Source organism: Mesorhizobium sp. L48C026A00, from assembly GCF_000502375.1.
In the GTDB taxonomy this organism is placed as follows: domain Bacteria; phylum Pseudomonadota; class Alphaproteobacteria; order Rhizobiales; family Rhizobiaceae; genus Mesorhizobium; species Mesorhizobium muleiense.
This window is the reverse complement of the sequence record NZ_AYWU01000012.1, coordinates 20,363-33,415: the sequence shown is the minus strand read 5'-3', so window position 1 is coordinate 33,415 and position 13,053 is coordinate 20,363. Positions and strand designations below refer to the sequence as shown.

The 13,053-nt window shown below is 64.0% G+C and carries 8 protein-coding genes and 2 pseudogenes; 6 read left to right on the top strand and 4 right to left on the bottom strand.

The features are described 5' to 3' along the window. The first annotated feature begins 17 nt into the window (after positions 1–17). The 6 genes and pseudogenes from biuH (at position 18) to X738_RS62075 (ending at position 8,759) form a co-directional block, all read left to right on the top strand. A pseudogene (biuH, locus tag X738_RS62100) lies at positions 18–741 on the top strand (biuret amidohydrolase). Between the two features lie 9 nt (positions 742–750). Further along, positions 751–2,280, top strand: coding sequence for an ABC transporter ATP-binding protein (locus X738_RS62095; RefSeq protein ID WP_023800141.1), 1,530 nt, complete (start codon positions 751–753; stop codon positions 2,278–2,280). Further along, positions 2,280–2,948: a cysteine hydrolase family protein gene (locus X738_RS62090; protein WP_023800140.1), complete on the top strand. Its 669-nt coding sequence runs from the start codon at positions 2,280–2,282 to the stop codon at positions 2,946–2,948. The genes X738_RS62095 and X738_RS62090 overlap by 1 nt, the downstream gene beginning before the upstream one ends. Beyond that, complete coding sequence (locus X738_RS62085; protein ID WP_023800139.1) at positions 2,941–3,291, top strand: cupin domain-containing protein; 351 nt, start codon at positions 2,941–2,943, stop codon at positions 3,289–3,291. Before X738_RS62090 ends, X738_RS62085 begins: the two co-directional genes overlap by 8 nt. After that, on the top strand, positions 3,288–5,117 hold the full coding sequence (gene atzF / locus X738_RS62080; RefSeq protein ID WP_023800138.1) for an allophanate hydrolase: 1,830 nt from the start codon (positions 3,288–3,290) through the stop codon (positions 5,115–5,117). The genes X738_RS62085 and atzF overlap by 4 nt, the downstream gene beginning before the upstream one ends. A 396-nt stretch (positions 5,118–5,513) precedes the next feature. Next, the gene (locus X738_RS62075) at positions 5,514–8,759 is read left to right on the top strand and encodes a hypothetical protein (protein ID WP_023800137.1); all 3,246 of its coding nucleotides are present in this window, start codon (positions 5,514–5,516) and stop codon (positions 8,757–8,759) included. 295 nt (positions 8,760–9,054) lie between these two features. Here the strand turns inward: X738_RS62075 and X738_RS62070 are convergent, their stop codons facing one another. The 4 genes and pseudogenes from X738_RS62070 to X738_RS62055 form a co-directional block, all read right to left on the bottom strand. Continuing rightward, on the bottom strand, positions 9,055–10,233 hold the full coding sequence (locus tag X738_RS62070; RefSeq protein ID WP_023800136.1) for a hypothetical protein: 1,179 nt from the start codon (positions 10,231–10,233) through the stop codon (positions 9,055–9,057). 55 nt (positions 10,234–10,288) lie between these two features. Continuing rightward, positions 10,289–11,299, bottom strand: coding sequence for a succinylglutamate desuccinylase/aspartoacylase family protein (locus tag X738_RS62065; RefSeq protein ID WP_023800135.1), 1,011 nt, complete (start codon positions 11,297–11,299; stop codon positions 10,289–10,291). Positions 11,300–11,308: 9 nt separating this feature from the next. Further along, on the bottom strand, positions 11,309–11,653 hold the full coding sequence (locus X738_RS62060) for a RidA family protein (RefSeq protein WP_023800134.1): 345 nt from the start codon (positions 11,651–11,653) through the stop codon (positions 11,309–11,311). Positions 11,654–11,697: 44 nt separating this feature from the next. Beyond that, a pseudogene (locus tag X738_RS62055) lies at positions 11,698–13,005 on the bottom strand (amino acid deaminase). Between the last annotated feature and the right edge of the window lie 48 nt (positions 13,006–13,053).

The window sequence follows — 13,053 nt, the reverse complement described above, 5'->3', positions numbered from 1 at the left end:
GACTGGAGTTTTTCTCAATGAACGCCAGAGCCGAGATCACGCAGCGCTACATCGATGCCGATCCCTATCCATGGCCCTACAATGGCGAGCTTCGGCCCGACAACACGGCGCTGATCATCATCGACATGCAGACCGATTTCTGTGGGCCGGGCGGTTATGTCGATCATATGGGCTACGATCTCTCGCTGGTGCGGGCGCCGATCGAACCGATCAGATCGGTGCTGTCTGCCATGCGGGCGAAGGGCTACACCGTCATTCATACGCGAGAGGGCCACCGGCCCGATCTCGCCGACCTGCCGGCCAACAAGCGCTGGCGCTCGCGCCGCATCAATGCCGGCATCGGCGACCCCGGACCCTGCGGGCGCATCCTGGTGCGCGGCGAGCCGGGCTGGGACATCATCCCCGACCTCTATCCGGCCGAAGGCGAGCCGNCCCTACACGACGCTCTTCCGATCTATCGACAAGCCGGGAAAGGGCTCGTTCTGCGCCACCGACCTGGAGCTGATCCTCAACCAGCGCGGCATCGAAAACATCGTGCTGACCGGCATCACCACCGACGTCTGCGTGCACACGACGATGCGCGAAGCCAACGACCGCGGCTTCGAATGCGTAATGCTGGAGGATTGCTGCGGGGCGACTGACTACGGCAACCATCTCGCTGCGATCAAGATGATCAAGATGCAAGGCGGCGTGTTCGGCGCGGTGTCCAATTCGGCGTCCTTCGTCGCCCAGTTGCCATGAGGTTCGATCATGAGTGATCGCAGCAAAAGAGCGGTTGGCGTCGAGACGATCGGCATGAGCATGCGTTTCGACGCCTTCACCGCGCTGGACGACGTCTCCATCAAGGTGCCGGCGGGATCGTTTCATGCGCTGCTTGGCGAAAACGGCGCGGGCAAGTCGACGCTGGTCAAATGCATCATGGGCTTTTATCACCCGACCGCCGGCGAAATTCTGGTCGACGGCCGCGAGGTCGGGATCGCCAGTCCGAAGGACGCCTCGGCGCTCGGCCTCGGCATGGTCTACCAGCATTTTACCCTCGTCCCGTCGCTCACGGGTGCGGAAAACCTGGTCATTTCCCGCGAGAAGGTGCCGGGGATTATCGACTGGCGCAAGGAACGCGCCGCACTTGCCCAATTCATGGAGCGGATGCCGTTCAAGCTGCCGCTCGACGTCAAGGTGGCCGAACTCGCCGCCGGCGAGAAACAGAAGCTCGAAATCATCAAGCAGCTTTATCTCGGCCGCAGTTTTCTGGTGCTGGACGAGCCGACGTCGGTGCTAACCCCCGGCGAGGCGCAGGAAGTGCTGGGCCTTGTGCGCGGCATGACCAAGGCGGGCGATCTCACCGTGCTGATGATCTCGCACAAGTTCCACGAGGTGACGGCGTTTGCCGACGACATCACTGTGTTGCGCAAGGGCAGACTGACAGGAACGGGGAAAGTATCGGAGCTGTCTCACAAGCAGATGGCGGCGATGATGATCGGTGACCAGCCGATCGCCGCGCTCGACAGCCGCGCTCCGTTGCCGGTCGGCGCCAGGCAAATCCTGACGGTGAAGGCACTGAAGGCGCCCGACCGCACCGGCCTGAAAACCATCAATATCGGCGAGCTCGATGTGAAGTCCGGCGAGATCGTCGGTGTCGCCGGCATTTCCGGCAACGGCCAGAAGGAATTTCTAGAAGTCCTTGCCGGGCAGCGTACGCGTGATGCCGGCGACGTTCTGGTGAAGGGAACGCCCTACGGCGCCAGCCGCGCCGAGGCCCGCACGCTCAATGTGCGCTTCATCCCGGAGGAACCGTTGCGCAATGCCTGCGCGCCGAGGATGACGGTGGCGGAAAACATGGCATTCCGGACCTTCGACCTGAACGAGGCCGGCAAGCCGATAAGCTGGATCCGGATGAGCGCCATCAGGGACTATGCGACGCGGCTGGTCGAGCAGTTCAAGGTCAAGACAGCCTCGCTCGCCTCGCCGATTTCGTCGCTCTCCGGCGGCAACGTCCAGCGCGCTGTGCTCGCCCGCGAACTGACCGGCGAGGTCGATCTGCTGATTGTTTCGAATCCGTGCTTCGGCCTCGACTTCTCTGCCGTCGCCGAAATCCGCGCCCGCATCATGAAGGCGCGCAACGCTGGTGCCGCGGTGCTCTTGATGTCGGAGGACCTCGACGAATTGCTGGAGCTCTCGGACCGCATCTTCGTCATGTCCGACGGCGCGCTGGTCTACGCAACGCCGATCGCCCAGGCGAGCGTCCAGACGATCGGCGAGCAAATGGCGGGACATCACTGATGGCGGAGATCGACGCGCTGCCGTTTCCGTTTGCCTTCAAGCCTGAGGCGGTGGCGCTGGTCGTCATCGACATGCAGCGCGATTTCGCCGAGCCGGGCGGCTTCGGCGCCAGCCTCGGCAATGACGTCGGCCGGGTGGTGGCGATTGTGCCGACGGTAAAAAGGCTGATCCAGGGATTTCGCGCCGCCGGCCTGCCGGTGATCCACACGATGGAGTGCCACAGGTCGGACCTTTCGGACCTGCCGCCGGCCAAGCGCAATCGTGGCAATCCGTCGATCCGAATCGGCGATGTCGGTCCGATGGGCCGCGTGCTGGTCGTCGGCGAGCTGGGAACGGCGATCCTCGACGAGGTAGCCCCGCTGCCTGGCGAAATCGTCATCGAAAAACCCGGCAAGGGCGCGTTCTACGCTACCAGCTTCGGCGAGGACCTGAAGCGGCTCGGCGTGCAGCAGCTCGTCTTCGCCGGAGTTACGACGGAAGTCTGCGTGCAGACGACGATGCGCGAGGCCAACGACCGCGGCTACGAATGCCTGCTGGCGGAGGATGCGACGGAGAGCTATTTTCCGGAATTCAAGGCGGCCGCGCTGGCCATGATCAGGGCGCAGGGCGCGATCGTCGGCTGGACGGCGATGACGGACCAGGTGCTCAAAGGAATTGCCGATGCCTAACATTGCATACCCGGCTCTCATCCATGGGGGCTGGCGTGATCTGGCATTCGAGCATTTTCGCGAAGGCATCACGGTGCATTGGCTGCTCAGGGGCGGACCGGCCGAACCCTCCGTCGCGATCCTGAATTATCGGCCCGGCGCCGGCGTGCCGCGCCATCGTCATGTCGCACTGGAAACCATCGTTGTGCTGGAAGGCACCCAGAGCGACGAGAATGGCGACTATCTTCCCGGAAGCGTGATCCTGAACCCGGTCGGGACCGAGCATTCGGTGTGGACGAAAGACGGCTGCGTCGTGCTGATCCAGTGGAATCTGCCGGTGATCATTCTGGACGAGACGAAATGAGCGACATCCGCTTCGATATCGGCAGCCTGCACGCGAGCTATGCAACCGGCATGTCGGCCACTACCATTATTGAAACCGTGTTTCAGCGCATAGCGAAAGCGGACGATCCCGGCATCTTCATCCATCTGGCGAGCAGGGCGGACCTGCTCGCCGAAGCCGACGCACTCGGCGGGTTCGATCCCGTGGCAAAGCCGCTCTGGGGCGTGCCGTTCGCGGTCAAGGACAACATCGATGTTGCCGGCATGCCGACCACGGCCGGCTGCGCCGAATATGCCTACTTGCCGGCGAAAGACGCCACCGTCGTCGCGCGTCTGAGGGCGGCCGGGGCGCTGGTCGTCGGAAAAACCAATCTCGACCAATTCGCCACCGGCCTCGTCGGCGTGCGCACACCTTATCCGGTCCCCCGAAACGCGATCGATCCGAAACTGGTGCCGGGCGGTTCCTCGTGCGGCTCGGCCGTGGCGACGGCGCACGGCATTGTCTCTTTTGCGCTCGGCACCGATACCGCAGGATCCGGCCGCATTCCCGCCGGCCTCAACAACATCGTCGGGCTGAAGCCGACCGTCGGCGCGCTGTCGGCCACAGGCGTGGTGCCGGCCTGCCGCACGCTCGACTGCGTCTCCGTCTTCGCGCTCACCGTCGATGACGCCTACAGCGTCTTCAGGGCGGCGGCGGCCAAAGATGACGTCGATCCTTATTCGCGCGCTATCGCGGCGGCGCCGCTTGGTCCGTGTCCACCCGCGCTGACCGTCGGGGTTCCCGCAAAAGCGGATCGGGAATTTTTTGGCGACGCGGCCATGCAAGCGGGATTCGAAACGGCGCTGCGGACGCTGGAACAGCTCGGCTGCCGACTGATCGAGATTCCCTTCGGCGATTTCTACGCTACCGCCAACCTGCTCTACGAAGGCGCCTGGGTGGCCGAGCGCTATGCGGCGATCGCGGATTTCATGGACGTGAGCGAGGCAGCCATGCACCCGGTAACGCGCACAATCATCGGCGGCGCACGAAAACTTTCCGCGGCGGATGCTTTCAAAGGCCTCTATGCGCTGCAGGCCCACAAGGCCAGGCTCGCGCCTGTCATCGCCTCGGTCGACCTTTTCTGCGTGCCGACGGCGCCGACGCACTATTCGCTGGAGACTGTTTTGGCCGATCCGATCGTCACCAACAGCCGGCTCGGCACCTACACCAACTTCGTCAATCTGCTCGATATGTGCGGCATCGCCGTGCCGACGGGCAAGCGCGACGACGGTCTGCCGATGAGCGTTACCTTGCTTGCTGCCGCCGGCAAGGACGCCCTGACGGCGGCGCTCGCCCGTGATGTCCATCGAGCCAGCGGTCTCGGCCTTGGCGCGACTGGTTGGGCAATGCCTGCCTGCGTCGCCAAGACCCCTGACGTCGATGACGGCATGATCGAGCTCGTGGTCGTCGGCGCGCATTTGTCGGGGATGCCGCTCAATGGCCAGCTCTGCGCGCTTGGCGCGCGATTGAGCAGGGCCGCCAAGACGGTTGCCTCCTATCAGCTCTATGCGCTCGCCGGCCAGTCCGTGCCCAAGCCAGGGCTCGTGCGTGTTGCCGATGGCCACGGGAAGTCGATCGATGTCGAGGTTTGGCGGCTTTCACCAGACGCGTTCGGACGCTTCGTGGCCGCGATCCCGCCGCCGCTCGGCATAGGCACGATCGAGCTCGATGACGGGACATCGGCCAAAGGCTTTCTGGTTGAGACCGCCGGGTTGTCAGAGGCGATCGACATTTCGGCCTATGGCGGTTGGCGCAGCTTCATCGCAAAAGCCAGCGGAGAGCGACAGGAAAGCGTCCCGGCCGATTGAACGACCGGCCGTTCGCACCGGCAACGTCAGCGCGAGCTCAAATCGTAGCAGCGATGCTCGGCTTGCAGTTGGTACGGCGAGCCAGCACACCGAACGCCGTAAGCGATCCGCGTGCGGCGGTGCGGACGATCCGCGCGCGGGCCGCTGGAGCGGACTGTCGAAGATGGAATGCGGGATTCACCGGTCGCTCATTGCCGCTCGCAATTCGGCCGCGTGTGCTGCCTAATTTCGAGGTCGCGCAGGCATCCAGTCGACGCTTGCACTTGGCCGTTGCCGCTTCATCTGCGAAGCCCCTACGAATTGTCGCACGATTGCGCTACCCCAAGGTCAATCTGGGCTGCGGGACGGTCATCATGGCACGACCTGACGCTCGATGATTGGTTGAGCGGGAGCCCGATGACCGCCCCAGACGCCATTGACGCCGATGCGAGGCGCCCGCTCTCGGGCACAGGCAGGATCGCCAAGCTGGCGGCGCCGCGCAGCGCCAGGATATTGAGGCGGAACCGCGTTCTCGAAGCGATCGGCCTGAAATCGCGTTCGAGCGTATGCTGGGTGGCCGCGCCGGCCGGCTACGGCAAGACGACGGCGGTCATCGACTACCTCGAAAGCGTCGAGGCACCGCATGTGTGGTTCCGCATCGACGAGGGCGACCAGGATATCGCGCGCTTCTTTCAATATCTGGCGCAGTCACTCGCCTCACCCGCAGTTGGAAACTTGCCGGTCTTTGGGGTCGAATATGTCGAGCAGCCGAAGGAGTTCGCCAGGCGCTTCTTCAGAGCGTATTTTGCGCGGTTGAAGCCCGGCACCATTCTGGTCCTCGACGACTTGCACGACGCCGACACGCCCGAATTCCGGGCGGTGCTTTCGGTGATGTTTCGTGAACTTCCTGACACGGTCCGCTGCATCTGCATCTCGCGCACGCTGCCTCAGGAGGCACTGGGCGACCTCGTTCTCAAGGGCCAGATGGCCATCGTAGACAGGTTGGCGCTCGAATTCTCGACATCGGAAGCACGCGATTTCGTCAAGCTGCGGTCGAGGAACGGCGCCGTTCCAGTCGATGTCGAGGCGGCGCGCGGCTGGGCGATCGGGCTGGTTCTCCTCGCCGATCACGGCTCGGCGGTCGGCCCTGACGACACGACCGGGACACCCGGCGGGCAGAATGCCCTGTCGGACGTTCTCGGCCGCCATTTCTTCCTTTCCCTTCCCGCCGCCGACCAGGACATGCTGCTGAAACTCAATCTGCTGCCCGAAATCAGCGCCGAACTGGCGGACGTGATGATCGGGTCGAGCGAAGCGGGCAAGCTGCTCGACAGGCTCTACAGGCGGCAGTTGCTGGTCACGCGAACGGAAAACAGCCGCGACGTTTTCCACCTGCACGATCTCTTGCGGGACTTCCTCGACCGACGCTTCGCACAGCGTGTGACGGCAGAAGAGCAGAAGTCGCTCAAACAAAGGGCGGCAAAGGTGCTCGCCGACGCCGGTCGTCATGACGAAGCCATACACCTCGCCTTGCAGGCAGAGGACTGGGACCAGGCGAGCGGACTCATGCTGAGCCGGGCGGAGACCGTGCTGGCGCAGGGACATCGAACGACCTTCATCGAATGGGCCGGCCGGTTGCCGGAAGCGTTCATGAACGGCTGGCATTTCTATTGGCTGGGCGTGGCTCACATGCCGAACGACGCTGCGGCAGAGCACTGGCTGTCGAAGGCATGGCATGCCTTTGGCGAGGCCGAAGATCAGCGCGGGCTTTGTCTTGCGGTGTCGCGCGCGGTTCTGGTCAAGACGGACAGTTGGCGCACCTATGAGGGTCTTTCGGTCTGGACCCGCCGGGCGTTCGAAATCATCGAGCGCGGCCTGCCGGAACTGCCTTCCGAGGAAGCGATGCTGGTGCGCATCGGCATGGTGCGGGCGCTGAACTTCGGCGACGATTACTACCGCAACAGCCCGGCCGGGCAAGCGCTGGAAACCGAACTGCTGGAGCGGCTGACCCGGAATCCCGAGCACGACCCAAGCGGCTTACGGCTGCTTGCCAGCGAAACGCTGATCGAGCATTCCGTATCGGTCATGCGGGCCGATCTGTTCACCAAGGCCGTCGACAGCGTTGTCGAGGATTTGACCGACAAGGAGGTGCTGCCTTGGGTGCTCGGCATGTGGCTGGTCGAGTTCGGGGCCAAGAGCGGCCGTTACTTCCCGTATAAGAGACGGGGTTTTCCCTACCCGTCGGCCGAAGCGGCGTTGCGGGAGGCGATCGCGATCGGTGAGCGCGAGTCGCTCAAAGGTGTGGAGTTCGGTGGCCTGTATCATCTTCAGATGCAGATGAAGTTCCGAAACGATTTTGCCGAGCTCGATCAGCTGGTCGAACGCCTGACCGAGATCGCCGACAGCCGTTTCAGCACACAGGTCGCCATCGTCGCCAATTGCTATGCAGCGCTTCATGCCAGGCAAGGCGATTTCGCGGCCGCCTATGAGGATTGCGAGCGCTTCATGGCGGCGAGCGAGGCCGCCAACGAGCCGATGGTCGAGCGCTGGGCGCACTGCATCACGAAGTTCCAGGTGCTGCTCGCCGACAGGAAGCCGCGCGAAGCCGCCGCGCTACTCAGCTACTTGCTGCCGCGGCTGAACGGCGGCGCCCGCAAGCGAACCGAGATATGCATTCTTGCAGCGGCCGCGCTGGAGAGCCTGTGGGACCAGGGTCCACGCTACGGCGATCGGCTGAAGGTCTTCATGGAGGCGCTGCGCGACGTCAGCTGGCCAATGGTGCTCCTCAACGTTCCGGAATTGCTCGCCGAACTGCTTGGCGATGCGCTTGAGCGCGGCATCGAGCCCAAGCTTTGCCGGTCGCTTATCCGGGAACGCCGATTGGACGCGCCGCAACGGCGGCCCACGGCCTGGCCATGGCCGCTCAAGGTCCACGTCCTCGGAGGCTTTCGGCTCGAACTCGATGGAAACCCTCTTAATCTCGGCGCCAAGCCATCGACGAAGGCTCTCGACATCCTGCGGGTACTGGCGATCTCGAAAGACAACACCTGTTCGCTGGAGACCGTTCAGGACTGGGTGTGGCCCGACCTCGACGGCGACCAGGCGCGGGCGGCATGCGAGCAGGCGCTGCATCGGCTACGCAAGCTGCTCGGGCGGACCGACCTCATCGTTCAGCGCGAAGGCAAGCTTCGCCTCGCGTCGGACAAGGTCTGGGTCGACCTCGCCGACTGGAATGCACGGCTCAAATCCGTAACGACAGCCAATGGCGAGGCGGCCGGGCTGCGACCGGAAGCGGAAGCGCTGTTCCTCGCATTCCCCGGTCCGTTGTTCCTGCACGAGCGAGCCAGCTTCTGGTCGCTCGCCGCAGCTGAAAAAGTGCGTCGCGATCTGATCGATCTTGGATTGCGGACCGGCCAGCGGCTGGAGACAACCGGGAACGTCCAGGAAGCGCGCTCGATCTATTTGAGGGCGCTGGACCTCTATCCGGATGCCGGACCCGTCTACAAGGCGCTGATCAGGGAGCGGCTGTCGCGCGGTGATGTCGAAGGCGCGGTCGACGACTATGCCCGCTACGAACGGGCGCTGCGTGGTGCCGGCGAAGCGGCGCCAGCTGCGGAAATACGCGCCTTGGTCGAACCTTATCTTGTGCGGCACACGCGCTGAAGACGGTGTCTTGCGCTGTCTGGCGAAACACCGGGCTGTCGTCGGTCTGGCAGCCACCTCAATCTCTGAGCAGGGTGTTTGCTAAGGGCTGCCAGGTTCAGAACGAGGCCAGCGATCGCGTCCATCCGCTCGCTGCGCGTCAGCCCGGCCTGGATAGCACGAGGTGATGGAGCCGAGGGAAATGACAGGTCGCGAGGCAGGACAGCGCTGTCATGCATAACAATCACTTAAAGCGCCTCGCATGAATCCATTCAGCCGCGACGCGCTTTCGACTGCGGCACACGGATCGTTTTGTTCAGCCAGGTCGTGTTGCACGCACCCAATCGAGTCGTGCGGCGGGGACAAGGCCGTAATTGTAAAAATTGATACCGTCGACGTCCGGCGCCAGCGCCGGCTTCACCTTGGCGGCGAGAATTTCGGGGCCTGCCATTTCCGGATAAAAGAGCCGGTAGCCGGCGCCGAGGAATTTCTCTGCCCCGAGCGCGGTGCGGCCAGCCGCCATAAGGCCCGTCACGTCGCCGGCCTGCATGTCGTAGGCACAAAGGATCGCCCCGTCGCAGACCTTGCCGAGCGCTGCCAGATCGCAGCCGCCGAGCCAGCCGTCTCGCAGGTCGATGACGAGGACACGGGTCCCCGGATCGGCAACCTCGCGCAGTTCGGCGACAAGACTGGTCACCGGCTCGAACCGCCACAACAGATAGGCGTGGAGATGCGGCCAGGGCAAAAAGGTGTCGAGGCCACTTGCGGGAAATTCTGGAAAGCGCCGTTCAGGCACCGCGCGCTCGCACGCCTCGGCAATCCACTGCTTGACGAGGTCACGCGCCGCCTGGCCTTCGATGCCGGCACAAGCGGCGCGGGCGAGGCAGGACGGACAGAAGCACAGCGACAGAAGAAAGTCGTCTTCCGGCGTCAGCCCGACACCATCCTTCTCATGATGGTATTCATGGGCAAAGCCCATGAAAGACGGGCTTTCAAGTTCGATTCTGTCCGGCTTATAAGTGTGCGTAACGTCGGCGACGAGCGCACGGACATAATCGCGCGCATCCGGATGCGACGGGCACAGATTGTAATAATTGGGATCGCCAAAGGCGTTGCGGGTGACGGCCTGCGGATAAAGCATGCCGAGGCGGGTATTGTGCAGGCAGACCGTCCAGCACGACACCTGGAGGCCGCCTGCCTCGCGCCGTTGGATAAGTTCGGCCAGAACGTCGCCACCTTCCGTGATCATTTCGGCCACCTTCGGCTGGATCACGAGATCGGCCCATCGGGCGGCGGTTGGCTTGAAGTAGATCGTGCCGTCCTCCGGGAAATAGGCTTTGCGGCGCGGGCTGCGCGGCTGCAGGAAGCGACCGGCATGATAGGAGGTTGCGAGACTGATCATGTTGAGCCCGGCGCGCTCGACGAGATCGCGTTCGACGGCTTCCAAGCCCAGATCCTGGACATCCCAGGGGTAGGTCCACATCGAATGCTGCATGAAATATCCTCAGTTTTCTGCAATGTGGCGTGAGCAAACGCCGGTTGGTTTTCTGTCAGCCTTCCACCGGCTCGGCGACCTGCAAAAGGCAATCTCCTGCCTCGCACATCGTGTGTAGCCGGCGCGAAAGCACGATACCGCCTTCGGCGAAATGCAGGGCTTCCTCGGCAAGATCGAGCCGTTCGAGGTCGTGATACCAGCCGGCCAATTGTCCGGCGCTGACGCCGTCGCCGAGCCTGACGGCGGGTTCGAACCAGCCGCGGCGGGTGGCGTAGAGGCCCTGACCGTGCCGGGAGAGCGAGAGCAGTCGCGTCGGCGCCGAAGGCTTTAACTCCGGCGAAAGAACCGGCGCCTCGACCACGCCAACGGCGACCATCAGATTGTCGATCGCGCGAGCGGTAATCGCCATCGTATCGACTGTGGCGGTGCCGCCGCCGCCGAACTCGCCGCTGATGCCAATGGCGCCGGCCCGGCGGGCGGCGCCCATCGAGGTCGGCGAGGCCTGACCATTGTCGGCCACGAAGCCATACGGCATGCCGAGCGTCCGCATCAGTTCCACCCCGCGCCTGTGGCGGTCGGGATCGGTATTGCGCTCGACGAGTGCTGTAGGCAGATGTTCCATCGAGGTGCCCCCCGAATGGATGTCAAAGACGATGTCGTGGCGAGGGAACAGTTCCGTCTCGAGGAAACTGGCGAGCCGGCTTGTCGGTGTGCCCAACGGATCGCCTGGAAAGGCTCGGTTGAGATTGCCGCCATCGAGCGGCGAACAGCGTTTGGCGGCCATGACCGCCGGTGCGTTCGCCATCGGCAGGATGGTGACGCGGCCCTTGATCTGCTTGGGATCGAGCCGGCGGATCAGCTTTGCCAGAGACAGCTCGCCCTCATATTCGTCACCGTGATTGCCGGCCATCAGAAGCAGCGACGGCCGTTCACCGTTGCGTATGAGGCAGATCGGGACCTTGACCTGGAAATAGGGCGAACGGTCTATCGAGAATGGCATGCTGAGATGGCCTGATGTCTTGCCATCCCGGTCGAAATCGAGCGTATGGGTGAGGCCGGTGTGCATGGCGGAGACTCAGATGGCGGCGATCGCCGTGACCTCAATGCGGAGGTCGGGATCGGCGAGACGCGCCTCAACGCAGGCCCGTGCCGGCAGGCGTTGGGGATCCACCCAGGCATCGTAGATGCTGTTCATGGCGTCGAAGTCGCCGATCTGCGGCAGGAAGATATTGACCGCGACAAGCTTCGACTTGCTGCTGCCGGCCTCGACCAAAAGCGCCTCGATCTTTGAGAGCACATCGCTGGTCTGGCCTTCGATGCCGGCCTTGCGATCGTCGGCGACCTGGCCTGCAATGTGGACGAGGCCACCATAGACGACCGCCTGCGACATGCGGGAGCCGGACTGGAAATACTTGATCATATTGGATCCTTTCGAGGTTCTCTTGGGGCCACCACAAGATCCGGTCAGCCGAAATAGGTGGGAAAGGCGTGGCGGACATGCCCGGCCGCGTCGACGCCGAAGATCACGCGATGGCGATCGAGGCAGGTGCAGGGATGCGAGATTCCGAATTCAATGACGTCGCCAACGGCAATGTCGTCGTCCGGCGCGATTGTCAGGAAGGCGTGCTGGTCGTTCAGCTTGAAGACGTCGGCGCGCGCTACCGGCAGCGGCTTGCCGGTCCGGAAGACCGCGAGCACCATCGGAAGGCCCTGATCGAACGACACGTCGCGCAGGCCCGTGCCGCAGATTGCCAGGCCGGGCTCCGGCCGCGACAGCACCTCGGCCCAGAGGCGCAAAGCCGGCCGAAACGAATTTCGTGCGGAAACGCTGACGCCGCCGACCGCAAAGCCGTTGCGGGCGTCGAGTGCGCCAAGCGAGCGATCATAGACACCATGGTCGTGGAAGAAGATGGCGCCGCTGCGCAATACCAGCGTCGCATTGCCGTCCCTGGAAACGGCGGGCGAAAGCGCGGCGACCACTTTGTCGAAGAACACCGAGCCGCCGGCCGTGACGATCAGCGGCACGTCGCCGCCGACGCGGGCGCGCAGCCGCAGGAACATGTCGGCGGTCATCGCCAGCAGAGCCGAGATCACCTCCTCGGTGCGGCCGGGGTCGGGTTGCGCCGCGGCACCTTCGTAGGTCGCAACGCCGGCAATCAGCAGCCGTCCGCCGGCGGCATCAACTGCATCGGCGATCGCCTCGGCCTCACCAGTGGTCCGCGCGCCTGCCCTCCCAACACCGAGTTCGACGAGCACGCGCAATGGCGGCAGCTTCGCATTGACCCGCCAGGCTTCGGCGAGCGCATGCACGGCGGCGACAGAGTCGGCGAAGACGAAGAGTTCGACGCCTGGCCAAACGCCGACCAACGCCGCGAGCCGGTTCGCACCGCCTGATCCACCAACCTCGTTGGCGACGATCAGCCGTGTGAGGCCGGCCTTGAGCATCACCGCGGCTTGCCTGATATCGGCGACGGTCGTGCCCCATCCAAAGATCGGGCAAGATCCGGCGCCATCGGGGTCTTGGCATGCGGCGCGATCATGGCGCCCTGTTCAGCGCGCGTAGCGCAGGAACAGGTCACGATTGGCGATGAACGCCTCCTCGTCGAGGGTCAGCACCGGCAACGACATGCGCCCGGCAGCCGGATGCCAGCGCTGAGATGCGACAAGGCTGCTGTCCAGCCCGAAGGTGCCAGGCGGCACGCCGCGGATGCGATCGTCGAGCAGGAAATTTTCACGGGTCGCGAGCGCCGGCACGGGTGAGTTTTCGGTCATCCGATGCTAGTCCTTTCGCCTTCGCAGGGTGAAGCCCGGATCGATTCC